Origin of the sequence: Actinospineispora spinosispora DSM 44797, from assembly GCF_000429025.1 — a bacterium.
Lineage (GTDB): Bacteria > Actinomycetota > Actinomycetes > Mycobacteriales > Pseudonocardiaceae > Pseudonocardia > Pseudonocardia spinosispora.
Map to the genome: position 1 here is coordinate 320467 of NZ_KE386838.1, position 26941 is coordinate 347407.

The 26941-nt window shown below is 69.6% G+C and carries 20 protein-coding genes, 2 pseudogenes and 1 riboswitch; of the genes and pseudogenes, 9 read left to right on the forward strand and 13 right to left on the reverse strand.

The genetic code is table 11. The annotated features are described in order from the left end of the window. Positions 1 to 108: 108 nt before the first annotated feature. The 3 genes from G406_RS59920 to G406_RS53170 form a co-directional block, all read right to left on the reverse strand. Complete coding sequence (locus tag G406_RS59920; protein ID WP_051343401.1) at positions 109 to 864, reverse strand: C40 family peptidase; 756 nt, start codon at positions 862 to 864, stop codon at positions 109 to 111. A gap of 608 nt (positions 865 to 1472) precedes the next feature. Next, complete coding sequence (locus tag G406_RS0142190) at positions 1473 to 2579, reverse strand: inositol-3-phosphate synthase (protein ID WP_051343402.1); 1107 nt, start codon at positions 2577 to 2579, stop codon at positions 1473 to 1475. Next, positions 2576 to 3169 (reverse strand): PadR family transcriptional regulator, encoded by a 594-nt coding sequence (locus G406_RS53170; RefSeq protein WP_037081256.1) that lies wholly within the window; start codon positions 3167 to 3169, stop codon positions 2576 to 2578. Before G406_RS53170 ends, G406_RS0142190 begins: the two co-directional genes overlap by 4 nt. Positions 3170 to 3383: 214 nt before the next feature. Between G406_RS53170 and G406_RS58075 the strand changes: the two are divergent. The 3 genes and pseudogenes from G406_RS58075 to G406_RS53185 all read left to right on the forward strand — a co-directional run. Next, positions 3384 to 3782 (forward strand): annotated as a pseudogene (locus G406_RS58075) (DUF5318 family protein); the annotation flags it as partial. Positions 3783 to 3954: 172 nt separating this feature from the next. Beyond that, entirely contained in the window at positions 3955 to 6438 is a 2484-nt protein-coding gene (locus G406_RS53180) for a transglycosylase domain-containing protein (RefSeq protein ID WP_245607421.1), read from the forward strand. Positions 6439 to 6798: 360 nt separating this feature from the next. Next, positions 6799 to 8358 carry a glycosyltransferase family 87 protein gene (locus tag G406_RS53185; protein ID WP_084216835.1) on the forward strand — a complete coding sequence of 520 codons (1560 nt, stop codon included), beginning with the start codon at positions 6799 to 6801 and terminating at the stop codon, positions 8356 to 8358. Here the strand turns inward: G406_RS53185 and G406_RS53190 are convergent. Beyond that, entirely contained in the window at positions 8314 to 9789 is a 1476-nt protein-coding gene (locus tag G406_RS53190; protein WP_245607422.1) for an FAD-dependent monooxygenase, read from the reverse strand. The two genes, G406_RS53185 and G406_RS53190, sit on opposite strands and share 45 nt — an antisense overlap. Before the next feature lie 80 nt (positions 9790 to 9869). On the opposite strand from G406_RS53190, the gene G406_RS53195 reads away from it, so the two are divergent. Continuing rightward, complete coding sequence (locus G406_RS53195) at positions 9870 to 10523, forward strand: TetR/AcrR family transcriptional regulator (protein ID WP_051343406.1); 654 nt, start codon at positions 9870 to 9872, stop codon at positions 10521 to 10523. A gap of 311 nt (positions 10524 to 10834) precedes the next feature. On the opposite strand, the gene G406_RS53200 is transcribed toward G406_RS53195, so the two are convergent. Together G406_RS53200 and G406_RS0142230 are read right to left on the reverse strand one after the other, a co-directional pair. After that, on the reverse strand, positions 10835 to 12832 hold the full coding sequence (locus G406_RS53200) for a S9 family peptidase (protein WP_051343407.1): 1998 nt from the start codon (positions 12830 to 12832) through the stop codon (positions 10835 to 10837). A gap of 20 nt (positions 12833 to 12852) precedes the next feature. After that, entirely contained in the window at positions 12853 to 13392 is a 540-nt protein-coding gene (locus G406_RS0142230) for a CGNR zinc finger domain-containing protein (RefSeq protein WP_028938569.1), read from the reverse strand. Positions 13393 to 13479: 87 nt separating this feature from the next. Here G406_RS0142230 and G406_RS0142235 point away from each other — a divergent pair, with 87 nt between their 5' ends. Next, a complete protein-coding gene (locus G406_RS0142235) occupies positions 13480 to 14670 on the forward strand; it encodes an MFS transporter (protein ID WP_028938570.1) in 1191 nt (396 codons plus the stop codon). Positions 14671 to 14702: 32 nt separating this feature from the next. Here G406_RS0142235 and G406_RS0142240 read toward each other — a convergent pair whose 3' ends face one another. Next, on the reverse strand, positions 14703 to 16604 hold the full coding sequence (locus G406_RS0142240; protein ID WP_028938571.1) for a glycoside hydrolase family 15 protein: 1902 nt from the start codon (positions 16602 to 16604) through the stop codon (positions 14703 to 14705). 202 nt (positions 16605 to 16806) lie between these two features. Between G406_RS0142240 and G406_RS0142245 the strand changes: the two genes are divergently transcribed. Continuing rightward, positions 16807 to 17472, forward strand: a complete 666-nt coding sequence (locus G406_RS0142245; protein WP_028938572.1) for a hypothetical protein — start codon at positions 16807 to 16809, stop codon at positions 17470 to 17472. Positions 17473 to 17522: 50 nt separating this feature from the next. Continuing rightward, positions 17523 to 18053 (forward strand): STAS domain-containing protein, encoded by a 531-nt coding sequence (locus tag G406_RS59925; RefSeq protein ID WP_156935450.1) that lies wholly within the window; start codon positions 17523 to 17525, stop codon positions 18051 to 18053. A gap of 97 nt (positions 18054 to 18150) precedes the next feature. Here the strand turns inward: G406_RS59925 and G406_RS53205 are convergent. The 5 genes and pseudogenes from G406_RS53205 to G406_RS0142275 form a co-directional block, all read right to left on the reverse strand. Next, positions 18151 to 19356, reverse strand: a pseudogene (locus G406_RS53205) (ABC transporter ATP-binding protein); the annotation flags it as partial. After that, positions 19349 to 20161, reverse strand: coding sequence for an ABC transporter permease (locus G406_RS0142260; protein ID WP_051343424.1), 813 nt, complete (start codon positions 20159 to 20161; stop codon positions 19349 to 19351). The gene G406_RS0142260 and the pseudogene G406_RS53205, both read right to left, overlap by 8 nt. A 65-nt stretch (positions 20162 to 20226) precedes the next feature. Continuing rightward, on the reverse strand, positions 20227 to 21207 hold the full coding sequence (locus tag G406_RS0142265; protein WP_211241431.1) for an ABC transporter permease: 981 nt from the start codon (positions 21205 to 21207) through the stop codon (positions 20227 to 20229). A 24-nt stretch (positions 21208 to 21231) separates the two neighbouring features. Further along, positions 21232 to 21987: a class I SAM-dependent methyltransferase gene (locus tag G406_RS0142270; protein WP_028938576.1), complete on the reverse strand. Its 756-nt coding sequence runs from the start codon at positions 21985 to 21987 to the stop codon at positions 21232 to 21234. Between the two features lie 19 nt (positions 21988 to 22006). After that, complete coding sequence (locus G406_RS0142275) at positions 22007 to 23548, reverse strand: ABC transporter substrate-binding protein (protein WP_028938577.1); 1542 nt, start codon at positions 23546 to 23548, stop codon at positions 22007 to 22009. 109 nt (positions 23549 to 23657) lie between these two features. Continuing rightward, a riboswitch (cobalamin riboswitch) is annotated at positions 23658 to 23731 on the reverse strand. An 88-nt stretch (positions 23732 to 23819) separates the two neighbouring features. On the opposite strand from G406_RS0142275, the gene G406_RS0142280 reads away from it, so the two are divergent. Together G406_RS0142280 and G406_RS0142285 are read left to right on the forward strand one after the other, a co-directional pair. Next, positions 23820 to 25622 carry an AMP-dependent synthetase/ligase gene (locus G406_RS0142280; RefSeq protein WP_051343410.1) on the forward strand — a complete coding sequence of 601 codons (1803 nt, stop codon included), beginning with the start codon at positions 23820 to 23822 and terminating at the stop codon, positions 25620 to 25622. After that, a complete protein-coding gene (locus tag G406_RS0142285) occupies positions 25619 to 26209 on the forward strand; it encodes an efflux RND transporter periplasmic adaptor subunit (protein ID WP_028938579.1) in 591 nt (196 codons plus the stop codon). The genes G406_RS0142280 and G406_RS0142285 overlap by 4 nt, the downstream gene beginning before the upstream one ends. On the opposite strand, the gene G406_RS56410 is transcribed toward G406_RS0142285, so the two are convergent. Further along, positions 26166 to 26941: HNH endonuclease signature motif containing protein (locus tag G406_RS56410; RefSeq protein WP_156935451.1), on the reverse strand; the 776-nt coding region annotated here is incomplete at its 5' end. The two genes, G406_RS0142285 and G406_RS56410, sit on opposite strands and share 44 nt — an antisense overlap.

Here is a 26941-nt window from a genome sequence, read left to right on the forward strand (position 1 = left end):
GGCTAGAAGGTCTGCGAAGTGGGCTCCGCGAGTCTCCCCGAAGGGGGTTCAGTGCGAAGCACTGCGTCGTGAATGTCCGCGCGGAGCAGGACCAAAAGACCAGCCGAACTAGACCCGCCGTGCGTTGTGGAAGGGCATCCGGGCCAGGGGGCTGATCTTGACCACGTCGCCGGACTGTGGTGCGTGCAGGACCTGGCCGTTGCCGACGTAGATGCCGACGTGGCTGACCGGGCTGTAGAAGAACACCAGGTCGCCGGGCTGCAGGTCGGCCTTCGAGACGGCGTGGCCCGCGCTGCTCTGTGCGCTGCTGCTGCGCGGCAGCGTGACACCGGCCTTCTTGAACGCCCACAGCATCAGACCGGAGCAGTCGAAGCCCTTGGTGCTGGTGCCGCCCCACACGTAGGGCGTGCCCTTCGCGGTCATCGCGGCGGTGAGGGCGACCGCACCGGTGGACGGCGCGATGACGGCGGGCGCCGGCGGCGGCACGGCCACCGGAGCGGGGACGGCGACCGCGACCGGCTTACCGGTGATCGCCTCGCTGAGCGCCTTGCTCTGCTGTGGCAGGGGAACGACCGGCAGTGTGAAGCGCGCCGCGAACGGCAGCTGCGAGGAGAGCACGGCGGGAGCGGCGGCGATCGGGCCGCCGAGGGACTCCGGCGACACCCTCGGTGCCGGGATGCCGGGGAGGTGCGCCGTGGCGGGCGGTGCCAGCGCGGGCACCGAGTCGGCCGGCGCCGAGGGGGCGGTGGGCAGCGCGGACGGCTGAGGTGCGCGGTGCGCGGCGGCCGGGGTGGCCGAGTAGCTGGCGAACAGGGTCGCGGCGGCGAGCGCGGCGGCCGCGGTCGCCTTGGTGGCGGTGCTCATCGCCCGGGGGCGAGGGACCGCGATGGGTCTGGGCGCTCGAGTTAATCGGGCAGCGGGGGCGGACGGGTAGTACGTCACGGGGTTGGCTCCTTCGATACGGCCGTCGATCGGCTCCCCCCGGCGCGTGTGCTGGGGGCACCCGTGCAGGTTCGATCCGACGGCGACCGTTGCGTGCCTTTCCAGGTCGGAAGGGCAAATCACCGCAAGGCCTCGAAGAAGTTACGAATCGGCAAACACGATTCGTTATGACGGAGATCTCAGTATCCCGTTATATTTCCGTGATCGCGCTCACTTGAACTGTTTCACTCTGCAATAGAAACGGATCGTTCTCTTAAGATAAATCTGACATGACTGTATTTCCCCACGTCAGTGACTTAAAACCAACTGTCCGAAATTTCCGGACGGGATCCTTTGTAAATAAAACGGAACATCCGCTAGCGGATGTTCCGTGGAAGTCGGAGCCCGAAGACGTCACGCGCTGTCGATCGCCAACTCCGCAGCGTAGCGACTACTTCGCAGAGCGTCGCGTTGTGTCGCAGACACTGCAGCGTCTGCGACACGACACGAGGCTCTGCGAAGTCACCGGAAGAACCTTGGCGCGCGGTGAATTACTCGCCCTTGATGAAGGACTCCACCGCGTCGCGGGCCACCGAGTCGGAGTACTGCTCCGGCGGCGACTTCATGAAGTAGCTGGACGCGGACAGCACCGGGCCGCCCTGGCCCCGGTCCAGCGCGATCTTCGCCGCGCGGACCGCGTCGATGATGATGCCGGCCGAGTTCGGCGAGTCCCACACCTCGAGCTTGTACTCCATGTTCAGCGGCACGTCGCCGAACGCGCGGCCCTCGAGCCGGACGTAGGCCCACTTGCGGTCGTCCAGCCAGGACACGAAGTCCGACGGGCCGATGTGCACGTTGTCCTTGCCGATGTCGTTCGACAGCTGCGAGGTGACGGACTGGGTCTTGGAGACCTTCTTCGACTCCAGGCGCTCCAGTTCCTTCATGTTCAGGAAGTCCATGTTGCCGCCGACGTTGAGCTGCATCGTGCGGTCGAGCTGGACGCCACGGTCCTCGAACAGCTTCGCCAGCACCCGGTGGGTGATGGTGGCGCCGACCTGGGACTTGATGTCGTCACCGATGATCGGCACGCCCGCCGTGCGGAACTTCTCCGCCCATTCCGGGTCGGAGGCGATGAACACCGGCAGTGCGTTGACGAAGGCCACGCCCGCGTCGATCGCGCACTGCGCGTAGAAGCGGTCGGCCGCCTCGCTACCCACCGGGAGGTAGGACACGAGGACGTCGACGCGTGCTTCGCGCAGCGCGGCCGCCACGTCGACCGGCTGCTCGTCCGACTCGGTGATGGTCTCCCGGTAGAACCGGCCGAGACCGTCGAGTGTCGGCCCGCGCTGCACCGTCACGCCGAGCGGCGGCACGTCGGCGATCTTGATGGTGTTGTTCTCCGACGCCGAGATGGCCTCGGACAGGTCCCTGCCGACCTTCTTGGCGTCGACGTCGAACGCGGCCACGAAGCGCACGTCGCGCACGTGGTAGCCGCCGAAGTCGACGTGCATCAGGCCGGGGACCCGGGTGTTCGGGTCGGCGTCGGCGTAGTACTGGACCCCCTGCACCAGCGACGCGGCACAGTTGCCGACGCCGACAACGGCGACTCGTACCTCGTGGGCGGCTGAGTTCACGGCCCGGTCCTCCTCGTGCGTCATGGCGTGTCCGTTTTCTCGTCGATGGAGCGTGTGTCTGCTTCGTGTTCGGTGTTGGCGGCCTGCTCGTGAGCGATCAGCTCGTTGAGCCAGCGGACCTCGCGTTCGCTGGCGTCGAGGCCCAGCTGGTGCAGTTCGCGGGTGTAGCGGTCGATCTGTTCGCCCGCCCGCCCGAGTGCGTGCCGCAGGCCCTCCCTGCGCTCCTCGACCCGGCGCCGACGACCTTCCAGGATTCGCATCCTGACCTCGGCCGGCGTCCGGGAGAAGAACGTGAGATGAATCCCGAAGCTGTCGTCCTCCCAGGTCTGCGGGCCCGCGTCGGCCAGCATCTCGGCGAACCGCTCCTTACCTTCCGCGGTGATGCGGTAGGTGCGGCGTCTGCTGCGCCGTGACCAGGAACCGGTGGTCGCGGCGGGCGGTGGTTCGGTCTCCTCGACGATGAGTCCGTCCCGAACCAGGCGGCGCAGTGCGGGATACAGCGAGCCGTAGGAGAACGCCCGGAAGCCGCCGAGCCGGGCACCGAGCTGCTTGCGCAGTTCGTAGCCGTGCATCGGCGCCTCGTAGAGCAGGCCGAGCACCGCGAAGTCGAGCATGCGATGCCTCCCGCCTGTCGTTCGCCCTGAGTTGGGCCCGTGTTCACTGAGCAAGTACTGAGCAACGATGGTCGCCACCACTGTATCGATCCGATACATCGTGGCACCAGATCCGTGGCGTGGGTCACGCTCGAATGCACCAACCAGCGCTAATAGCGCACGGCTACCGAGCAGCCGGACAGGCCCTGTCGGTGCTTCCGCGTACCCTGGGCTCGTGCGAAACCCCCGACAGGTCGTCGACTACGCGCTGCAGCGGCGATCGCTGCTGGCCGACGTCCACGCCGGTCGGGTCGCGACCGCGCAGGTCTGCGACGCCAGTCCGTACCTGCTGCGAGCAGCCCGGTTCCACGGCACGCCCTCCGAGGTGACCTGCCCGGTCTGCCGCAAGGAGAAGGTCACCGAGGTGTCCTGGGTGTTCGGCGAGCACCTCAAGCAGGTGTCCGGGTCGGCCAGGACACCGGATGAGCTGACCGAGATGGGTGCCACGCACTCGGAGTTCTCGGTCTACGTGGTCGAGGTGTGTCGCACCTGCAACTGGAACCATCTGATCCAGTCCTATGTGTTGGGCACCCCCGAGGTGTCCAGGTCGAGGACGCGGCGCCGGACTGCCTCCGCGGCGGGCTACCCACCGAGTTACGGCAGACCAACGGACGAGCCGCACATGTTTTCGGATCGGACACAGTGACCGATACCGACACGTGGTGCCACCCGATCGTGTGCCACGATCGAGACCCAGAGCGACGACCGAGTCCCCGAACGAGCGGTCGCCGCTGAATGGAGTCGACGTGAACGACCAGCGCGATCCCCGCCGACGGGTACCCCCACCCCGCCCGGCCGGTCCGCCGGGTCCACCGCCCCCGCCGCCGAGGCGGCGGCCGGTGGTCCCGCCCGGTGGTGTCGACCGGCGTGGCTACATTCCCGGCGGGGCGGCCCCCGGCAGGCCGCCGGTCGATCCGGATCTCGCGTACAACGACGGCGCTCCGGCCAACCGCGACCCGGGCCGCGAGCCCGAACTCCTGACCCATTACGACTCCGGCCCGATGCGCTCGGTCGGCCCGGTCGGACAGCCGGCCGCGCCGCCCCGGCGCATCGCGCCGACCCGTGTCGAACCGAGACCGATCGACGAGCCCGCACACCACTCCGCTCCCCCCGGCCCACCACCTCCGCGTGGCGGTGGCCCGGGTGGCCCCGGCGGACCCGGTGGTCGAGGCCGGCAGCCGGGTAAACCGACAGGACGACGAGTGAGACGGATCCTGTTCTGGCTGATCGGCCTCTTCGTGTTCGGTCCGATCCTGGCGTTTGCCATCGGCTGGTTCATCGTGCCGATGCCGACACCCGACGCCGCGTTCAAGGCGCAGGTCGCCACGGTCAACTTCAGCGACGGCAAGCCGCTGGCGACGATCAAGCCGGAAGGCACCCAGAACCGGATCAACGTCAAGTTGTCCGAGGTCCCGCAGCAGGTTCAGGATGCGGTGCTCTCGGCCGAGGACCGCTCGTTCAAGACCAACCCCGGCTTCTCGATCACCGGCATCGGTCGCGCGGTGTGGAACCAGCTCACCGGTGGTGTCGGCGGTGGCTCGACGATCACCCAGCAGTACATCAAGATCACCACGAGCAGTGACCAGCACACGCTGTGGCGCAAGTTCAAAGAGGTCATCGGCGCGGCGAAGGTCTCGAAGGCCTATACCAAGGACCAGATCCTCGAGGACTACCTGAACGCGATCTACTTCGGTCGGGGCGCCAACGGGATCGGTGCGGCGGCCAAGGCCTACTTCGGCAAGAGCGTCCAGGACCTGAACGTCGCCCAGGGCGCCCTGCTGGCCGGCGTGATCCAGTCGCCGTCGCGGTGGGACCCGAAGGTCAACCCGTCGAAGGCCGCCGAGCGGGTGAACTACGTGCTCGACGGCATGGTCGCCCAGGGCTGGCTCAGCAGGGCCGACCGGGCCGGTCTCACGCTGCCCGAGACGCTGGCGTCCCGTCCGCAGGGTGTCGGTATCCCCGGTGACCATCTCGGCCACGTGTACAGCCAGGTGAAAGCCGAGCTGAAGGACCGCTACGGCCTCGGCGAGAGCGACCTGACCCAGGACGGCCTGATCGTCACCACGACGATCGACCCGGTGCTGGAGAAGAAGGCGGCCGACACCGCCGTCAAGATCATGAAGCAGAATCCGGCGAACCTGCGCACCTCGCTCGTCTCGGTGGACCCGAAGACCGGGGAGATCAAGGCCTACTACGGCGGCGAGAACGGTGTCGGCCTGGACTACGCGCAGGCGGACAAGCAGCCGGGCTCCTCGTTCAAGCCGTTCGTGATGGCGGCCGCGTTGCAGCAGGACCCGCCGATCGGTCTCGGCAAGAAGTACAACGGCAGCTCACCGCAGACCATCGCCGGGCACACCGTGACCAACTCCGACGGCGACAGCTGTGACGAGTGCTCGCTGAAGACCGCGATGACCAAGTCGATCAACACGATCTTCTACCAGCTGGCCGTGGACATCGGCCCGGGCGCGGTGGTCAACGCCGCGCACCAGGCCGGAATCCCGGACGACGAGCTGAAGGCGAGCCCGACGGCCGGTATCGCGCTGGGTGACCAGGAGGTCCACGTCGGCGACATGGCCTCGGCCTACGCGACCTTCGCCGCCGAGGGCACCTACCACCTGCCGCACATGATCGCCAAGGTCGAGGACTCCAGTGGTGACGAGCGGTTCCCGTTGCGCTCCGACGACACCGCCGCGGTGTCGCGGATCGATCCGCAGGTGGCGCGCAACGTCACCGAGTCGATGATGGACGTCGCCCGTTCCTCGCTCATCCCGCTGGCCGGCAGCCGCCCGGTCGCGGTCAAGACCGGCACCACGCAGAGCAACATCCAGGGCCAGAACAAGGACGCCTGGACGGTCGGCTTCACGCCGCAGCTGTCCACCGCCGTGTGGGTCGGCACCGACGACAACTCGCCGATCAAGACCTCCGCCGGCCGGCCCATCTACGGGCGCATGGTGCCCGGCCAGATCTGGCAGGGCGTGATGAACGCCGGCATGGGCGGCAAGCCGACCGAGCAGTTCAGCAAGTTCGACGCGATCGGCCAGGCGCCCAGCGACAGCGAGGACTCGTCGGAGAGCGAGGACGCCGACGACGAGGACGGCCGCCACCACCGCAGGCATCGAGGCGAGGACGGCGAGGCCTGCGACTTCGTCCAATGCGACGACAACGGCGACCCGGTGGACGGCGACGACCGACGCAACAACAACAATGACGACGACGACGATGACTGGTGATGAAGGAAGGGCAGCGAGCCCCGGTCGAGCAGCGAGCCCCGGTCGAGCAGCAAAGCCCGATCGAGCAGCAAAGCCCGATCGAGCAGCAAAGCCCGATCGAGCAGCAAGGCCCGGTGGAGCAACCCAACCCAGCAACGGCTAACCCGGCTCCGCAAGTCTCCGAAGGAGTTCCGGCGAAGGCCGGCGTAGTGAATGTCCGCAACCAACCTCGCCGACGACCAGGGCGGCTCCCATGGTGACAACAAGCGCGCGCCCGGCGACGAAGGAGCTTGTTTTTCTGGGAGTACCCCAGCGAGCGCTTGCGCGAGCCGGGGTGGTCACAGAAAAACTCCGCGCGGAACAGGCCCAAAAGGACAGCTGGTGACCAGAGCTCGGATGTCTCCACCGGCCCGAGTGATCCCGACCTGGACCGAACCCGCGGTCGCGGCCGCCAGCGCGGTGATCGGCGGCCCGCTCGGCAGGCATGCGGTGGTGGGGCGGTCGCGGTTCTGGACTCCGCTGCGGGTGGTGCTGCTCGGCTCGATCCTGGTGTTGGCCATGGGGTGGCTGGGCAAGGCGCCGTGTCTGCAGCAGACCCCGGACGGCAACGGCGGGCTCGCGCTGGACTGGCAGAACGGCCGACAGTACGTCGCCATGTGCTACACCGACATCGTCACGCTGTACGGCGATCATCGGCTCGCGCAGGGCGGGCTGCCGTACCGGGAGAACTGGACCGACCCGCAGCCCGACGGTGGCTCGGCGGCGGTGAACCCGCACTACATGGACTATCCGGTGTTCACCGGCTTCTTCCTGTGGGAGATGGCGCGGGTCGCGGTGCGCTACGAGGCCGTGTCGGCGACGTCGTCGTGGCTGCCGACCGGGTTGCCGGAGGTGCTGTTCTTCGACGTCACCGCGGTGTTCCTGGCGATCGCCTGGCTGTGCGTGGTGTGGGCGGTCCGCCGGTTGCGGCCGGTCCGCCCGTGGGATGCGGCGCTCGTCGCGTTGTCCCCGCTGGTGCTGGTGCACGTGTTCACCGGTCTGGACGCGCTGGCGGTGGCCGCGTCGACCGTCGCGTTGTACGCGTTCAGTCGGGGCCGCTCCACGGTGGCGGGCATCCTGCTCGGCCTCGGGGTCGCCGCGAAGCTGTACGTGGTGGTCCTGTTGGTCCCGCTGATCCTGCTCGGGCTGCGCCGGGGTGGCTCGCCGCACCGTGAGCTGTTGCCTGCCGCGGTGTTGACCTGGCTGATCATCAACACCCCGGTGATCGTGTTCTTCACGCCGGGCTGGCAGGAGTTCTTCCGGGTGGGCATCGGCAGCGGTGCCGAGCCGGACTCGCTGTACTACGTGGTCAGCTATTTCACCGGCTGGCTGGGCTTCGACGGCACGCTCGCGCCCGGCGCTGTCCCGTGGCGGTTGAACCTGGTCGTTCTCGGCCTGCTCCTTGCGGCTGCAGTGGGGCTGTTCGTGCTGGTCCGGATCGCGCCGCAACCACCGAGGCTCGCGTCGCTGTGTTTCCTGGCGGTGGCGGCGGTCCTGGTGGTCAACAAGGCATGGAGCCCGCAGTTCTCGCTGTGGCTGGTGCCGCTCGCGGTGCTGGCGCTGCCCCGCTGGCGGCTGCTGTTCGCCTGGATGACGGCGGACGCGCTGGTCTGGGTGCCCCGGATGTTCTTCTACCTGGGCACCGACAACAAAGGTCTGCCCGCCGACTACTTCCTGGCGTTCGTCCTGGTGCGCGACGCCCTGATCGTGCTGATCATGGTCGAGGTGGTTCGGTCGATCCTGCGCCCGGCCGACGACCCGGTCCGCAGGCTCGGCGCCGACGATCCCGAGTGGCCCGAGGAGCCGGCGGCCGAGGAGCCGGCGCCCGAGAAATCAGGGGAGGCAGCCCCCGAGGACTCATCGGCCCGGACCGAACCAGCAACGAAGAGCCCCGCGGAGTAGCTCCGGCTCCGCGGGACCGAGCGCCGCCCAGGCGAGCACGCCGTCCGGCCGGACCAGCGCGGCGGACAGGTCGTCGCGCCCGAGGGTGGTCGCCCCGATCACGTCGACCGCCGAGGCCCAGGGCGCGGCGATGCGGGCGATGGCCGGATCGGTGTGCACCAGCAGCGGGTGGCCCTGTCCGGCCAGCTCGTACAGCGTGGTGTCGTCCACCGCGAAGTCGGCCAGGTGCCGGCCGGTGTCCGGGTGCGCCGCGTCCGGGTAGGGCAGCGCATAGCGCGTGTGCAGGCCGGTCATCAGCTGACCGAAGTAGGCGTTGACACTCGGCAGGTCCATCAGGTCGGACATGATGTCGCGCAGCGCATCGGTGTGCGGACCCGGTGCCAGCAGCGCGGACTGCGCCCGGGTGTTGTTCAGCACGGCCTCGCCGACCGGGTGACGTTCGGCTGTGTAGCTGTCCAGCAGGGTGTCCGGCGCCCGGCCGAGCACGGTGGCGGCGAGCTTCCAGCCGAGGTTCAGCGCGTCCATGAGGCCCAGGTTCAGCCCTTGGCCGCCGTTGGGTGAGTGCACGTGTGCCGCGTCCCCGGCGAGCAGGACCCGGCCGCGCCGATAGGTCGACGCCTGCCGGGCATGGTCGAGGAACCGTCGAGGGTTGCGCAGTGAGGTGATCGTGACGTCCACGCCGCAGACCCGCCGGACGCTCGCGGTCAGCTCGTCGACGGTCAGCGGTGCGTCCTTCGACTCGAGCGCCGCGACCGCCGGGCCGTACTCGGTGGTGCCCATCAGCGAACCGCCGTACATCAGCTGTCCGTCGGCCAGGCGTCCCGGCGGAGGCAGCACGGTCCAGTCGGCGAGCTCGACCTCACCGGCCCTGGTGATGCTCAGCGGGGGTGTACCGGGGAACTCGAACCCGGCGAGCTTGCGGACCGTGGACCGGCCGCCGTCACAGCCGACCAGGTAGCGGGCGCTGATCTCGCTGCCGTCGACGAGGGCGGTCACCGAGTCGTCCCCGGTGTGCAGCTCGGTCAAGGTCGAGCCGCGCCGCACGGTGACGCCGAGAGCCTCGGCGTGCTTGGTGAGCACCCGCTCCAGATCGGGCTGCCAGATCAGTGCTCGGGTCCGGTCCGGTTCGTCGGTCGGCGTGAGGTCGACCTTGTGGATGTGGGCGAAGTGTCCTCGTTCGCTGCCGTGGTCGCGACGTAGGTCGGCGGTGCCCTGTTCGTGGAACTTGGCGATTTCGGGGCCGAGGCCTCGGCGGCGCAATGCTTCGGTGGCCAGCGGGCCGATCGTGCGGGCCTTGCGGTCCGGGTTCGGTTCGGCGAGTCGTTCGACGACCAGAGCCCTGGCTCCGGCCAGTGCCAGCTCCGCCGCGAGCAGCATGCCGACCGGGCCGGCGCCGATGACCAGCACATCTGTGTCCGTCGAGGTGTTCACGGCGCTCCTATAAGACTAGACGGTCTAGTCTTTAACCTAAACGAGACTGGCCAGTCTTGAGAAGTGATTAAACTGCGATCGTGGTTGATGATCAGCAGGACTCCCGCCGCTCCCCGCTCAAGCGGCGGCAGATACTGGACGCCGCGGTCGAGGTGTTCTGCGCGCTCGGTTACGCGCGGACCAGCGTGGACTCCATCGCGGCCGCGGCCGGCGTGGGCAAGCAGACGATCTACGGACACTTCGGCGACAAGGAGCGGCTGTTCCTCGCGGCGGTCGACGATGCGCGGGCGTACTTCCCGAAGGGCGGCGGCAACCTCGTCCCGGACACCGGCGACCCGCGCGCGGATCTCCAGGCCGCCGGCGAGGAAATCCTGAACGTGGTCCTGTCGCCGAAGGTCTCGGCGCTGCACCGGCTGACGATCGCCGAGCTTCCCCACCATCCCGAGCTGCAGCGCGCCTGGCGGGAGGGGTCCGAGCCGGTACTGGACAACGTCATCGCCGCCTACCTGCAGCGCTGCCACCGCGCCGGACTGCTCGACGTTCCCGACGCGGGGCGCGCCGCCCGGCAGTTCACCTACCTGATGATCACCGAGGCCAGGGTGGCCACCGCGTACGGCGCGCACCAGCTGGCCGGCCCCCTGCTGCGCAGCATCGCGGCATCAGCGGCAGACCTGATAGTCCGCGCCTACCGCCCCCTCGCGAGTGATGAGGACGCATCCGCACCTCGTGAGTGATGAGGCCGTCTACCCCGAAGGGGCGCGAAGCGTAGCCGGTCTACGCACTCACGACAGCTCTTCCGTCGTGAGTGCGTAGACCGGCTATAGGCGGCCTCAGCACTCACGAGGACCCAGAGGCAGTGCACTCTCTGCACGCGGTCGGGACCACTGACGCGGTGGCTGAGTTCACAGACGCTGTGGCTGAGTTCACAGACGCTGTGGCTGAGTCCAAGGCATCTCGGCTTCGCCGTCGACTCGTGAGTGGCAAGGCCGCCTATAGGCGCCCGGAGCACTCACGACGGAAAAGCTGTCGTGAGTGCTCCGAGCGCCTACGCCTTCGGCGCCCCTCCGGGGTAGACGCCCTTGCCACTCACGTGGACCGGGGGGATTCCTTCCACCGGGAAGTTGAAGATTTGGGAGTAGAAGGAGAGTTCGCCGTCGCAGGCTCGGCGGATGTTCTCCGCTCTGCGGAAGCCGTGCTCCTCGCCCTCGAACAGCAGGTAGGCGACGGGGACTCCCTTCGCGCGCAACGCGTCCACGATCATCGACGACTGGTTCGGCGGCACCACCCGGTCCTCGCTGCCCTGCAGCACGATCAGTGGCGTGCGGAACCTGTCCACGTGGGTGAGCGGCGAGCGTTCCACGTACACGTCCCGCGCCTCGGGGTACGGGCCGATCAGCCGGTCCAGGTAGCGGCTCTCGAACTTGTGCGTGTCGGCGGCGAGCGCTTCCAGGTCGGAGACGCCGTAGTGGTCGGCGCCCGCCGCGAACGGGGTGTCGTCGAGGACCAGCGCGGCGAGTGTCGTGTAGCCGCCGGCCGACCCGCCTCGGATGCACAGCCTGGCGGGGTCGACCCGGTTGTCCTCGGCCAGCCACCGCGCCGCGGCGACACAGTCGGCCACGTCGATCAGGCCCCAGTTGCCGAGCAGCTGTTCACGGTAGGCGCGGCCGTATCCGGTCGATCCGCCGTAGTTGACGTCGACGACCGCGAAGCCGCGGCTGGTCCAGTACTGCAGTCCCAGCTGCAGGACCGGCACGGCCGCCGCGGTCGGACCGCCGTGGATCACCACCAGCAGCGGTGGGAGCTCACCGTCCGGCGCGTGGTGCCCGGGGTTGGCCGGCGGGTAGAACAGCGCGTGCGCGGTGCGCGGTGAACCGTCCGGCCAGGTGCTCGGGAACGACACGTGCTCGGGTGCCGAGAGGTAGGACTGGTCGAGACCGCCGAGCGCGGCCAGGTCGCGTGGTGGCCGCAGGCTCGTCACGACCGGCTCCGTGCCCAGCAACACGCGGGCGGCTTCCAGCTCGGACGTCGGGCTGCCCGCGACGACCAGGACCGAGTCGCTGCCCGGGTCCGGCGCCACCGAGGAGTAGTACGAGTACGGCAGGTCCAGCTCGGTCAGTGTGCCGTCGGTGCCGCGCACCAGCAGCGTGTCGTAGCCGTTGCTCTGACGCGCGAACACCACCCGCCCGTCGGGCAGCAGGGCGTAGCGGGCGGAGCCGAGCACCCAGGCGGGAACGCCGATCTCGGCGTCCATGAGCACCATCGGCTCGACGTCCGAGCCGGAACGGGCACGGTAGAGGTTCCACCACCCGCTCCGGTCGGAGAGAAACCACAGCGCCCCGTCGGCGCCCCAGCGAGGCTCCGCGACCGACTCGCCCTCGCCGCCCGCGACGACGGTCTCCGTGCCCGACGCCAGGTCGAGCGTGACCAGCTCGGTCGAGTCCCACGGCATGGACGGGTGGTTCCACCGCAGGTAGGCGAGCGTGGACCCGTCCGGTGACCAGCGCGGTGCCGCGACGAAGTCCGGGCCGGTGGCCAGCACCTCGGGCTCGGACGGTGCGTGCGCGGCGAGCCGGACGATCTCGTTGCGTACGTCGGCCGCCGCACCGCTCGCCGTGTGCCGTTCGCGCACGCACGCGATCGTCGTGCCGTCGGGGCTCACCGTTCCGTCGGCGAACCGGTCACCCCGGGGGACGGCGGGCTCGGCGGTGAGCGGCTCCGGCGTGCCGTCCGGTGACAGCCGGTACAGCCGTTGGTCGGTCCAGTTCGTGAACCAGATGACACCCTCGCGGGTCCACCACGCCGCGCCGCCGTACTCGTGCACGCCGGTCCGGGCGTTGAACCCATCGGGCAGCAGGTCGGTGGTGGCGCCGTCCGGGGTGCGGCGGACCAGCTGGGTGCGCCCGCCCTCGGCGGGGCGTCCCTCCGCCCAGAGTGTGTCCGGGCCGTCGGAGTGCAGCCCGGACAGCGTCACCGCGGCCGAGACCAGTAGTTCCGAGCTGATCGGGGTGGACCAGGATCCGTAGGGTCGCTGGGAGATCGTCACCTCCCCGAGGTTAGTCGGAGTCAGTGCCCCCCGGTGCGCCTGCGATGGCGGTAGGCGGCCGCCTTCGCCCGGTCCCCGCAGCCCGCCATGCCGCACCAGCGCCGCCGACGTCCCCGCGAACGATCCAGGAACACGCGGGTGCAGGTCGGGTCGTCACACCAGCGGATCAGTGATCGGGTTGGTGGCTCGGCGAGCAGGATGCCGGCGCGCGCGACGTCGCACAGGGTCTCGGTCACCGTGCCGGTTCGCCGGATCGTCCCGTCGGCCGACACGCTGAGCTGGACCGGTCGGCTCGCGGCCGCGTTGTTGATGACGGCGAGACGTGCGCTGCCTCGGTCCTCGGTCAGTGCGCGGACGTGCTCGTACAGCGCCGCACGCAGCTCACGCGCGTTCGCCAGATCGGCGTCGTCCGCGTGCACGGTGTCCACCAGGCCGGCGAGGACCAGCCAGTCGGCGAGGTCGTCCGGGCAGGTCAGCAGCTCCGTCGCCTGCGTGGTCCACTCCGCCACCGTACCGACGAAGTCCAGCGCGACGTGTCCACTGATCAGCTCGAATCGCACATCACCAGTTTGACAGGTGACGGAAGTTTTCACACACTGTCCCTGGCGTCACCGGTTGAACAGGTGACGAATCGTGAGGGAGGACAGTTGACGCGGACCGTCGCGACATCGAACGGGCCGCTGGTGCGCTATCTCGCGGCGGCGCTGCTGGTACGCGCCGCGGACGGCGGCGCCGCGGTCGGTCTGGTGGCGTTGGCCGTCGACGTCCGCGCGGCGACCGGTGACGGCGCGGTGGTCGGGTCGCTGCTCGCGGCCCTGCTGATCGCGCCGGCGGCGTTCGGTCCGCTGATCGCCAGGCCGCTGGATCGGGCGGCGGACCCGAGGGTCCCGCTCGCGGTTGCGTTTGTGCTGTTCGGCGGTGGTCTCGCCGCGGGTGCCTGGTTGCTGGGGCACGCCCCGGTGCTGTTCGCCGTGCTGCCGATCACCGTCGCGGGCTGCTGCGTCCCGCTGCTGACCGGCGGTCTGAGCAGCCGGTTGATGACCCTGGTCCGCGACGGCGACCGGGCGCTGCGCCGCGCCGAGGGCTGGGACGCGGCGACCTACGGGCTCGCCGCGACCGCGGGCCCGACGATGGTGCTCGCGCTCGCCGGGCTCTTCGGGCTCACCGGGGCCCTGCTGATCCTCGGCGCCCTCGCCGCCTGCTCGGCACTGCTGGTCGCGACGCTGCGCCCGGACGCAGGGCACGCGGCTCGGGGCGGGTGGCCGACCGGGCGGCTCATCAGGCTGTTGCTCGCGGCGGGCCCTTTGCGCAGGGTCATGGTCGCCACCGCGCTGAACGAGCTGGGCACCGGCGGTCTCGCCGTGGTGGCCGTCGTCATCGGAGCGCACGCCGGCGCCGCCGCGACGACCGGCGCCGCGCTCGCGGCCGTCTACGGTGCCGGCAACCTGCTCGGGTCACTCACCGTGGCGGTGTTCCCGATGCGCGGCGAGCCCGAGCGGCTCACCCTGCGGTGCATGACGGCGGTCGGTGTCGCGGTCGCCCTGTGCGCGGTCGCCCCCGCGATGCCGGCGACGGTCGCCGCGTTCGCGCTGGCAGGCGCCGCGCAGGCCGCCCTGGTCACCGCGTCGTTCAGCGTCCGGTCGACCTACGCACCGGCCCCCGCCAGGGCGCAGGTGTTCGTCTCGATCGCCGGCTTCAAGATGGCCTCCGGTGCGGCCGGCATCGCGCTCACCGGTCAGCTGCTGTTCCTCGGCCCCCGGACCGTCCTGGCGGCGGGCGCCGCGCTGTCCCTGCTGGCGGTGACGGTCGCCCTGGTCGACCGCCGCCGAACCTCGTGAGTGTTGAGTATGGCTATAGCCATACTCAACACTCACGAGGAACTTGTCGCCCGGATGACCGCGGTGACGGCATTGATGAGCGACAGGTGGGTGAACGCCTGCGGGAAGTTGCCGAGGTGGCGCCCGGTGACCGGGTCGATCTCCTCCGCGTAGAGCTGCAGCGAACTGGCGTAGGACAGCAGCTTCTCGCACAGCAGCCGCGCCCGGTCCGTCTCACCGATCGCCACCAGGGCGGAGACCAGCCAGAACGAGCAGATGGTGAACGTGCCCTCCGCGCCGGACAGGCCGTCCTCGCTGACGTCGGTGCGGTAGCGCAGCACCAGCCCGTGCTCGGTGAGCTCGTCCGCGATCGCCAGTACCGTCCGTTTGACCCGTTCGTCGGTCCCCGGCAGGAACCCCAGCAGCGGGATCAGCAGCACCGACGCGTCGAGCGCATCGCTTCCGTACGCCTGGGTGAACACACCCCGTTCGTCGAGCCCGTTGTCCAGGATGTCCGTCCGGATCTCCTCCGCGCCCTGCCGCCAGCGATGCGCCAGCTCCTTCGCACCCCGCGACTCCGCGAGCCGGGCCCCGCTGTCGGCCGCCTTCCAGCAGGCGAGCTTGGACGCGGTGAAGTGCTGCGCCCCCGAGCGGACCTCCCAGATGCCCTGGTCGGGCTCGCGCCAGTGCAGCAGCGCCTGCTCGACCTGGGTCTCCACGATGCGCCAGATCCGATCGTCGAGCCCACCGTGCAGCAGCGTGTAGCTGTGGATCGCGCCGACCACCGAACCCCACACGTCGTGCTGGCGCTGGGTGTGGGCCGCGTTGCCGACCCGTACCGGCAGCGCACCCTCGTACCCGGACAGGTGCTCCAGCGTGCGTTCCTCCAGCAGCCGCTCACCGTCGACCCCGTACATGACCTGCAGCTCGCCGCCCTCGGCCTCGGCCACGTCGGCGACGAACGCGAAGAAGTCACCCGCCTCCCATTCGAGACCGAGGGTGAACATCGCCCACAGGGTCATCGTCGCGTCCCGGATCCAGGTGTAGCGGTAGTCCCAGTTGCGCTCGCCGCCCGGTGTCTCCGGCAGCGACGTGGTGGCCGCGGCGGCGACCGCACCGCTCGGTGCGAACGTCAGCCCCTTCAGGGTGAGCGCGCTGCGCTGCAGGTAGGCGCGCCACGGGTGGTCCGGGAACTGGCCTTGGTCCAGCCAGTGCTGCCAGTGGTGGCAGGTCCGGCGATAGCGCTCGGTCGCCTCGGCGAGGGTGCGCGGCGCCGCGTGTTCGCTCCAGGACAGCGCGACGAACCGTGCGTCGCCTTCCTTGAGCAGCGTGCGCGCGGTCGCCCTCGGCCCTTCGAAGCCGATGTTCATGTCCGAGGTGAGCCGCAGCTCCAGGCCGCCGCGCCCGCCGTCGCGGTGCGGGCCGAGATGGTCCGACCCGTCGTCGCCCGCGCTGGCCACGGCCTCGTGGTAGCCGTCACCGGTGTGCTCCCAGCGTGCCGCGACCGCGCCGTAGTCGAACATCGGTGTGCAGTCCATCCGTACCTGGGACCGGCCGCTGACGCAGCGCACCATGCGCAGCAGCACGTGGTCGGCGTCGTAGTCGGTCGGTGGTCTGCGGTGGGTGTGCGAGCGCTCGTTCTCGTGGTGCCACGGCCCGATCAGCAGTGCGTCCAGCACGACCAGCCAGCCGCCGGGGGTCCACCAGCTGGTCTCGAGGGCCATGGTGCCCGGGATGTAGCGGCGCGCGGCGGGTTCGGTGACCTCGTCGGGGCCGATGCGGAAGCTGCCGGCGCTCCGGTCGAGCGCGGCGCCGAAGACGCTGGGTGAGTCGATCCGGGGCAGGCACATCCATTCGACCGCGCCGCCCGGCGCCACGAGCGCCATGGACTCGCAGTCGGAGAGGAACCCGTAGTCCGCGATCGGTGGAAAACCGTCCCTGCGTCCGTCGACCATACCTTGACGAACCTCCTTAGCTCAGCGAACAATCAATTGCCGCGACATCTGGCGAGAATTGTCGCAATTGGAATTGCGGATGCCCAGACCTGTTGTGATACGGCCCACAGGTACCTCCTAATGAGTGAACCATGCGCTCGGTCGAACGAACTAGGGTTTAGCTCCTGCGCGGTCATTGTTGACTACGGGAGGCGCGTCGAATATGAACACGACTCTGGAACACCCCCTGGGTGTCCTTTTCGATCAAGTAGCGCTGGGGGCATACCCGGTTCCGGACGGAAGTATCGATCTGCTCGGCCCGCTGGACGGGCCGTGCGACTCGCTGACCGTCTTCGCCGGGCACGTCGTGATCGCCGCCGACCTGTCCGAGCAGTGGGTGCGCGACCACACGCCGGAGCGCTGGGACCCGGAGGTCGCCGACCTGAGCGACGCCATCACCCGGCTCGTCTTCGACATGGCCGAGAAGCTGGGTGGCTCGGTCGCGGCACCGAGCACCCTGTGCGTGGCCTCGCACAAGGCCGCCATCGTGCACGGTGAGCTGACCGAAGGCGGTGAGCCGAACCGTGACTGGGCCGCGTACCGGACCGACATCCGCAGCTACCGGTACACCAGCGTCGGCGGCAACGGCACGATCTCACTGGGCACCGGCCCCGCCGGGCGCTGCGACCTGTACCACGAGGTCGACCACTCGAGCACCAGGGCGGTCGGGCGCACCAGCCAGGAGCTGCTGCGCACCGCGAAGACCCTGGTGGATCCGGGCACGCCGTTGTTCGGGTCGGCGCAGCTGCACGACATCCGGGTTCTCCGTTCGGTCATCGCGGCTCGGTTCGAACCGGTCGCGTTGGAGATCCTTTTCCGGACCCGGTAACGGTGTTCGAATTCGTCGAGGAAAGTAGTTTCGGCACGGGGTATGGGGAAATGGTGTCAGAATTAGCCTGCGACCTGGCAGCTCCATGGCTGTTGATCGACTATTCCGACGAGGACGTCGCGGTGGTCATCGCGTCCGGTGACATCAGCGGTTTCCGGTCGGAAGAGCTGTGGTCGGCGTTGGAAGAGGCATTGCAACAGGCGAACGGGCGGCTGGTCGTCGCGGACTTGACCGGGGTGACGAGTTTCGACGACAGCAGTCTGGACGCGCTCGCCGAGGTGGCGTCGGCATCGGCCCGCCGCCACCTCGACCTGTGCGCGCTGATCCGGCCGTTGAGTGCACTGCACGAGCACGCCCGTGTCCGAGGGCTGTCCGAGCTGCTCCCGATCCACCCGTCGATGTCGGCGCTGCTCCCGGCCACGGGGAAGGTCAGGGACGACCAGGCGCCAGTAGTCGGTGCAGAACGGTGGTCGTCGAGTCGTTCGACAGATCGGCAGGGACCCCGGTCGCCACGATCCGTCCGGCGTCGACCACCACCAGCCGGTCGGCCCGAGAGAGCTGGGTCCGCACGTCGTGGCTGATCAGGATCACTGACGCCGCCGCGTCGCGCCGGTAGGCCTCGATTCGATCGAGGATCCGGCGCGACAGGGGCTCGTCGAGGCCGGTGGTCACTTCGTCGCAGATCAGCACCGACGGACGGGCCAGCAGCGCCCGGGCCACCGCCGCCCGCTGCAGTTGCCCGCCGGACAGCCCAGCCGGATAGCGCCGCGCCTGCGTCTCGTCGATGCCCAGCTCGGCCAGCTCGGTCACCGCCTCGGCGCGCGCATCGGCCGGGGACAGCCCGGCGAGCCACACACCGGTCATCGCCACCTGGTCCAGCACCGACCGCCGGGTCTCGAACGAGCCTGCCGCTTCCTGCCACACGTACTGGACGTGGGCGATCTGTTCCCGGGACCGCGACCGCACGGTGGGCATCGGCCGGCCGTCGACGAGCAGCGAACCGCGCCGGATCTCCTGGAGCCCGGCGATGACCCTGGCGAGCGTCGACTTGCCCGCACCGGAGACCCCCACGACGCCGAGCGTCTCACCGGCCGCGAGCTCCAGGTCGACGTCGTGCAGGATCGCCGTCCGCGACCGGGTCACGGTCACCCCGCGCAACTCGACCGCGGCACCGGTCGAGTGCGACCGCGTGGCGGGCGGCGACGCTGGGTCCGGCTGGCTGACCGCGTCGACCAGGCGACCGCCGCTGACGTGCAGTGTGCGATGGCTGAGCCGGGCGGCGACGAGCAGGTCGTGGGTGACCAGCAGGATCGTCATGCCGTCCCGGCGCAGCGTGTCCAGCTGGTCGACGACGGCTGCCCTGCTGATCGCGTCCAGGCCCGAGGTCGGCTCGTCGAGCACCAGCAGCGTCGGGTTGGCGGTCAGGACCTGGGCCAGCGCGAGCCGGGTCCGCTCGCCGCCGGAGAACTCGTGCGGGTAACGCCGCAACGTCTGGTCCAGCCGGTCGTCCGGGACGTCGAATCCGGCCGTCCGCAGCACGCGGGCGATGTGCACCCGGCGACCGGCACGGTCCAGGCGCCCCACGTGGTGCAGTCCGACCAGCTCGCCGAGCGCGTGGCCGATCCGGCGTGCCGGGTTCAGCGTCGCGGCGGCGAACTGCGGCAGATATCCGACGTGTCCACCGCGCACCAGCTCCCCCGAGTACGTGATCCCCGGGCGGACGATCCCGGCGACGGCGGCCGCGATCGTCGTCTTCCCCGCGCCCGACGGACCGCACAGCGTGACGATCTCGCCGGTCGGGACGTCGAAGCTGATGTCGTGCAGGATCGTCGCCGCCCCGGCGGTCGCACCGAGCTCCCGGACCGACACCGCACTCTCACCCATGCCGGATCGCGTCCCGGACCGCGAGCCTGCGCGGGTCGGCGAGCAGGTCGTCCCACAGCAGGTTGATCCCGACCACCAGCATGACGATCAACCCGCCGGGCAGGAACACCGACCACGGCACGGCCGCCAGACCGTCCTTGTTCGCCGCGACGGACACCGCCCAGTCCGGCGACGTCGTGTCGAAACCGATGCCGAGGAAGTTCGCCGAGGTCAGGAAGTAGATCGCCGCCGCGATCCGCACGCCGAGATCGGCAGCGACCGGCCGCGCGATCTCCCGCGCCGCGTACCGGCCGTAGCGGTACCAGCGGCTTGCGCCCTGCATGCGCAGCGCGTCCATCACCGGGCCGGACACGACGTCGCGCGCGGCCATTCTGACGAACCTGGTGATCGGTGCGAGCAGCGCGAACCCCACCGCGACGGCGATCGCCACAGCAGAGCCCTGGCTGCGCAGCGCCGCCACCATGATGATCAACAGCGAGGGCAGGCACAGCAGGACGTCGATCGGCCGCATGATGAGGTCCTCCAGCCACGACCACCGGGTCGAGGCCGCCGCCATGCCGATCGTGAAGCCCAGCGCGTAGCTGCACAGCACGGTGACCGCTGTGGTCAGCACGAGTGTGTGGCCGCCGGTCAATGCGGCGGCCAGCACGTCACGGCCGAGCCGGTCGGTCCCGAACGGCGACCAGGCCGACGGCCCGAACGGGGCCTGGGTGCCCTCCGGTGCGTACGTCGCCACCACCGGCCCCACCAGTGCACACAGCAACGGCACGGCCACGAGCACCACGTACACAACCCGCCACCCCACCGACACGAATGTGGCTTTAGGGACCTTCAACGTCCCTAAAGCCACATTCGTGCCACGGCGGGGGGTCATGATTGTGGTCGCCTGGGGAGCATGCGTTGGGCCAGGACGTCGATCAGGAGGTTCACCGCGATCGCTATCAGGCCGGTGATCAGGACTATTGCCAGGATCACCGGGTGGTCGCGGTTGCTGATCGCGTCCAGCAGGGTCGAGGCGATACCGGGCAGCACGAACACCGCCTCGACGATCAGCACACCGGACAGCAGCCCGTCGCCGGTGCGGCCCAGCTCCTGCATCGCGGGCCCCAGTGCGTTCGGCGCCACGTGCCGGCACAGCAACGACCGCCTCGGCACGCCCAGCCGTCTCGCGGCCGCGATGTAGGGCTGGTCGAGCACGTCGATCACCCCCGCGCGCACGAGCCTGACCAGCGGAGCCGCCACCCGCGCGACCATCACGACGAGCGGCAGCACCAGATAGCGAGGGTCGGTGACCATCGTCGTCAGGTCCGCGCCGAGGAACGTCGCGGGGAACCAGCCGAGCCCGATCGCCACATAGGCGACCAGCAGGACGGCGAGCACGAAGTCCGGGATCGAGTCGAGCCACACGCTCACCGTGGTGATCACCCGGTCCCGCACCGAACCCGGTGCCAGCCCGGCGGCGAACCCGGCGAACCCGGCGACCGGCAGCAACAACAGCGTGGTGAGCGCCGCCATCAGGCCGGTCACCAGGAACGGTTCGGCGATGATCGCGCCGACCGCCCGGCCGTTCGCGTACGACGTGCCGAGGTCACCGGTCGCGGCGTGGCCCGCCCAGGTCAGGAACCGCGCCGCCGGGGTGACGTCCAGACCCAGCACGTGCCGGGCCTCGGCGCGCTGCGCGGCGCTGGTCAGGTCACTGCTCTGGACGTCGGCCGCGTCGCCGGGCAGCAGCAGCGAGAGCACGAACACCAGCACCAGCAGCACCACGACCTGCACGATCCCGATGAGCACCCGCCGAGGCACGAAAAGCCGTGAGTGTTCTCGGCTGCCCTGGCAACCCAACTCACTCACGGGCTGTGACCGGCGGCGCACTGGTCAGCGGATGCCGACGACGATGCGGTCGTCACCGACCTGCCACACCGACCCGGCTTCGGCGAACCCACCTTCGCGCAGGTAGTCGAGATAGTCGTGGACGCTGGGCTTGTCATCGACGGTGTGCACGAACCCGCCCGCGCGCGCTTCGACGAGGTCGGCCAGTTCGGGTGCCAGCTCGATGGCCTCCCACCAGGCCGCCCAGTCCTCGTCCCGCTCGACGCCGGCGCGCCGCGCCCGCCGCTTGGTCAACGCCCGGCCCAGCGCGTCCAGCCTCGGCCCGGTCTCACCCTCGTACAGGTGGTCACCGTTGACGAACACCCCGTCGGCGGCGAGGGCCTTCCCGCAGGTGGCGAGCACGCGGCGCAGCGGCTGGCGGTTCATCCAGTGCAGCGCGGTGGTGCTGACGAACGCATCGGGGGCCCGGTCCAGCTCCAGCGCGTCGTACCAGGTGTCGTCGCGCAGATCGGCGAACACGGTCCGGAACCGGTCGTCGGCGTAGGCCCGATCGGCGAGACCGAGCAGCAGCGGATCGGCGTCCACCCCGACGACCCGCGCCTGGGGCAGCCGTTCCAGCAGCCGCTGCGCGAGCGAACCGGGCCCGACGCCGAGGTCCACGATGAGCGGGTCGGGCCGGGTCAGCAGCTCCTCGAGGATGTCGCCGATGACCGCGAACCGCTCCTCCCTGTCCGGCATGTAGTACTCCTGCTGCCGGTCCCAGCGGTCCAGCCAGAACAGCGCGCGTTCCTGCGTCAGCACAACTGCGCTCCCATCAGTCTCAGCTCCCATCAGTCGAGGCCGTCACCTTGTTGAACCGCACCCAGTTCGTCGAGTTGGGCACGCCGGTCGGGAGGTTGCCGAACGTCGAGGCGGCGGCGTTGTTCCAGTACGAGTTCGCCCAGTACACGTAGCCGCCCCGGTCGTAGAGCATGTCGTGCATCTGGTGGTAGATCGCCGTCCGGTCGGCTTCCGATGCGGTCGCCTGGGCACGGTTGAACAGCGCGTCGAACTCGGGAACGGCCCACTTCGTGGTGTTCTGCGGTGCACCGGTGAGCAGCCGCGAGCCGAAGTGGTTCGGGATGGACAGCGGACCGGACTGGCCCATCGTCATCGCGTTCTTCGACAGCACGTCGGTGTAGTAGGTGTCCTTCGAACCGAGCACGACGTTGACCTTCACACCGCTGCGCCTGGCCTGCTCGGCGAACAGGTTCGCCGCCTCGACCATGCCGGTCGCGGCGGGCGCGGTGTACAGGTCGAACGCGAGCCCCTCGGCGCCCGCCGAACGCAGCAGCGAGCGGGCCTGGTCCGGGTCGTAGGGGTGTTGCGGCAGGTCGGCCGCGTAGTACTGGGCGCCCCGCCCGAACACGTCGTTGCCGACGTCGGCCTGGCCCTGCATCGCCACCTTGACCAGCTCCGCGCGGTCCGCCATGCGCATGACCGCGCGCCGCACGTCCGGGTTGTCGAACGGCGGCCGGTCGGTCTTCATGGCCAGGTAGTAGATGCCGCTGTTGTGGGTCGTGTGCACGGTGATGCCCTGGGCGCCCCGCAGCTGCTGTGCGGCGGCCGGTGACAGGTCTACGGCGAAGTCCAGCTGACCGCCGCGCAGCGCGGAGAACCGGGCGTCGGCGTCCGCGCTGAGGATCGTCAGCTTCCGGATGTGCGGCACGCCGTCCCAATAGTCGTCGTACGCGGTGGCGACCAGCTGCTTGCCCGCCTGGAACTCCGAGAACCGGAACGGCCCGGTGCCGACCGCCTTCGTGAAGTCCTTCGTCCCGTCCTTGACGATCTTCGTGCCGTACGCGGCGAGCGCGGTGCGGAACTCGAACGACGGCGCCTTGAGCGCGATCTCGACGGTCCGGTCGTCGACCGCCGTCGACTGGCCCAGGTCGACCTGCTGCAGGGTGGTGGCGGCGATGAACGGTTTGCCCGGCGACGGCCCGAGGACGCGTGCGAGCGTGTAGAGAACATCGGCCGAGGTCAGCTTCGTGCCGTCGTGCCAGCGGGCGTCCCGCAGCCGGATCCGCCATCGGGTGCCGTCGGCGTTCGCCTCGGCCGACTCGGCCAGCCGTGGCACCGGCTGCATGCTGTCGTCGATCTCGAACAGCCCGTCGTACATCGCCTTGAGCCTGGCCTCGTCGATGAACAGGTGGTTCGCGGCCGGGTCGATGCCCTCACCGGCGCCGGCGCCCTGCATGCCGACGGTGAACGTGTCGATCCCACCGCCACCGCTCGACGGGGCGGTCGGACCGGCGCAACCCGCGGCGAGGACCCCCAATGCGCTGACGGTGAGAAAACCTCTGCGGCTCAGCGCATCCGGCACCTACGACTCCCCTCGCGTCCGACCACGGACCCGCGGGGCATGCAGGATGGGGTGCATCCGGCACATCGATCAACCCGCGTGATCGTGACCACTCGATCGTTCACGCGGCGGTATCTGGCTCCGGCTCACCTGGCGGTGGGCCTCACAGTTGCGGGGCAGCTCCGGACTTTCACCGGTATTCCCTACGCGCGTGTCTCATCCTACGTTCCGCAACTTGCTAGCAGGGCTAATAGTCTGTAGTCAGCTGCTGGATGATCGACGTGAGGAAACGATGACCGGGTCAGGCACGCTGCTTCAGCTCATCGACCGCAACGCCACCGAATACGGCGACGTGCCGGCCACCGTGGACGGTGATTCCCGCCTGACCTGGGCGCAGTACCGCGCCAGGGCCCGCGCGATCGCGCTGGCGCTGCTCGACCTGGGCGTCCGCCCGGGCGAGGTCGTCGGCCTGCACATGATCAACCGCGCGGAACACGTGCAGGCCGACATCGGCGCGTTGCTGGCCGGCGCGACCCCGACGAGCTACTACCAGACCCTGGCCGCCGACCAGCTGGCGTACGTGGCGCGCGACTCGGCCGCTGTGGTGGCGATCGTGGACGCCGACCAGCTGCCGCTATGGCTGGAGATCCGTGACCAGCTGCCCGATCTGCGTCATCTCGTGGTGCTGGACCAGCAGGACCCGCCGGAGGGTGTGCGGCGCTTCGACCAGCTGATCGAGGCAGCCGAGAGCGGGGTCGAGCAGCGTGGCGCCGAGGTGGACGCGGCGTCGGCGACCGTCGGCCCGGACAGCGTGCTGACCATCGTGTACACATCCGGCACGACGGGCCATCCGAAGGGCACGATCATCACCCACGGCGGCGTGCTGCACGTGATGAACGGTTTCTCCGCGCGTTCGGAGGAGGGCGGCTCGCCGCTGCCGCTGGCGGACGCCTCAGCGATGTCGTACCTGCCGCTGGCGCACATCGCGGAGCGCATGTTCAGCCACTACCTGGCCCTGCGCCAGGCGTCGACGGTCACCTACATCCGTGACTACCGCCAGATGGCCTCGCAGCTTCCGGTGGTGCGCCCGCACGTGTTCCTCGGCGTCCCCCGAATCTGGGAGAAGATCTACGGCACGATCCGGGAGCGGGCGAGCACCGAGTCGAGCCCGGTGAAGCGAACGCTGGCGGCCACCGCGATCGACGTGGCGAAGGCATACGGGCAGGCCCGTATGGAGCAGCGCTCCCCTGACCTGCGGACCCGGCTGCTGCACCCGGTGCTGGAGAAACTCGCCTACCAGAAGATTCGCGCGGCCCTCGGCATGGACCGGGTCGTCATGTCGGCGAGCGGCGCCGCCCCGTTGTCGAACGAGGTGCTGACGTTCTTCCTCGGTATCGGCATCCCGATCACCGAGGCCTACGGCATGACCGAGACCAGCGCCGTGCTCACCGCGACCCCGGTCGGCGCACCGAGGCTGGGCAGCGTCGGCAAACCGATGCCCGGCGTCGATCTTCGGATCGCCGCCGACGGCGAGATCATCGCCCGCGGCCCGAACATCACCCCCGGCTACCTCAACCGCCCGGAGGCCACCGCCGAGGCGATCGACGCCGACGGCTGGCTGCACACCGGCGACCTCGGCTCGATCGACGCCGACGGCTACCTGTTCATCACCGGCCGCAAGAAGGAACTGATCATCAACGCGGCCGGCAAGAACATCTCCCCCGCGAACGTCGAGCTGGCCGTGTCCAGCGCGTCGGACCTGCTGGGCCCGGTGTACGTCTACGGCGACAACCGGCCGTACCTGGTGGCGCTGCTGACGCTCGACCCGATGAGCTGGCAGGACTGGTGCAAGACCCGGGGCATCACGGCGGAGACCGCCGCCGAGGCGGTGGAGAACCCGGACGTGATCGCGGAGGCGAACCGCGCGGTCGAGGCGGGCAACGCCCGGCTGGCGCGCGTCGAGCAGGTCAAACGGTGGACGCTGCTGCCGGACGTCTGGGACTCCACGACCGGCGAGCTCACCCCCACCCTGAAGCTCAAACGCCCGGTGGTGACCGAGCGCTACCAGGCAGACGTGGACAAGCTGTACTCGTGATCCGCCGCTGGGCCGTGCTGCTGCTTCTGGCGCTGGTGACGGCCTGCGGTGCTGGTGTGTCCGTTGCCGCGCCGGAGACGGTTGTGGTGCAGCGCGGGTCGGTGGTCCGCACGGCCACCGCGACCGGCGCGCTGTCCGGTGTCAACTCGAACGGCCCCGGCACCACCGCGGTGATCCCGTTCGACGAGTCCGGTGCGGCCGGGATGCAAGCCGGCCAGCCGGTGCGGATGACGTTCGAGGCGATCCCCGGGCTGACATTGCGCGGCAGGGTGCTGGCGGTGGCTCCGAACGCCGTGACGATCTCCGGCGTGACGAGCTACTACGTCACGATCGTGCTGGAGGAGACCGATCCCCGGCTCCGCGCGGGCCAGTCCGCCGAGGCCTCGGTGGTCACGGCACGGGTGGACAATGTGCTGATGGTGCCGAACAAGGCTGTGACCAGGGACGGCGCGCAAGCGTACGTCATGGTGCCCGGCCCTGACGGCAAGCCGCTGCGCGTCGGTTTCGGTGCGGGTGTGGTCGGCGACGAGACGACTCAGGTGATCAGTGGTCTGAGCGAAGGCCGAGAAGTCCTGCTGCAGGAATAGGTCTTCGTCTCGCTGTCTGGGTGGGGTCGAGCCATTTCGGGGGGATGAATTCGGGCCAACCCTCTCGGATTCTGACTGTCCAGCCGCTGGTGTGGATCATGCGGTGGTGTTGTTTGCACAGCAGCATGCAGTTGTCGAGGTCGGTCCGACCGCCGACGCTCCACTCGATGACATGGTGGACCTGGCACCAGTGCGGGGGCCGCGTGCAGCCGGGGTGGGCGCAGCCCCGGTCTCGCACGGAAAGTGCTTTGCGGAGCCCGGTGGGCGCGGTGCGTGACTCGTATCCGACATCGATCGGGAGGCTCTTGCCGCCGAGCACAACCGGGGTGATCCCGCAGTCACACAGCATGGCCCGCAGATAGGAGGCGGGGGCTTTGCCGCCGAACTCCAGCTGCGCGCCGCGTGCTTTCTGCTGCAGGTCGCGTTCGGTCATGATGACCGTGACGTGCGGCCGGACGCCGCCTTCGGCTGGCAGGCGGCCCTCGTCCAACGAGTGGGAGCAGATCTCGGCGAGTGCGTCGGCTTGGCGTTGGGGCAGGGTCTTGCGTTCATCTTCTTCTGGCAGGAGTGTGGCCAGGACGGCGCGTTTGATTTCTTCGAACGATCCGGCGTCGAGGGTGCCTTTGATCCAGCCCCCACCGTCGGGGTTCGGGGTGAGCCACAGTTCGTTGAGCAGCTCGTCGCATCCGTCTTCGCCGGGTTCGGGTCCGTCTTGGTCGAGGTGGCTGATCA

Bases quoted from the DNA above. Each gene is read 5' to 3' on its own strand.
- G406_RS59920 (WP_051343401.1), bottom strand. From the start codon at position 864: ATGAGCACCGCCACCAAGGCGACCGCGGCCGCCGCGCTCGCCGCCGCG.
- G406_RS0142190 (WP_051343402.1), bottom strand. From the start codon at position 2,579: ATGACGCACGAGGAGGACCGGGCCGTGAACTCAGCCGCCCACGAGGTA.
- G406_RS53170 (WP_037081256.1), bottom strand. From the start codon at position 3,169: ATGCTCGACTTCGCGGTGCTCGGCCTGCTCTACGAGGCGCCGATGCAC.
- G406_RS0142240 (WP_028938571.1), bottom strand. From the start codon at position 16,604: ATGGTCGACGGACGCAGGGACGGTTTTCCACCGATCGCGGACTACGGG.
- G406_RS0142245 (WP_028938572.1), top strand. From the start codon at position 16,807: ATGAACACGACTCTGGAACACCCCCTGGGTGTCCTTTTCGATCAAGTA.
- G406_RS59925 (WP_156935450.1), top strand. From the start codon at position 17,523: ATGGTGTCAGAATTAGCCTGCGACCTGGCAGCTCCATGGCTGTTGATC.
- G406_RS0142280 (WP_051343410.1), top strand. From the start codon at position 23,820: ATGACCGGGTCAGGCACGCTGCTTCAGCTCATCGACCGCAACGCCACC.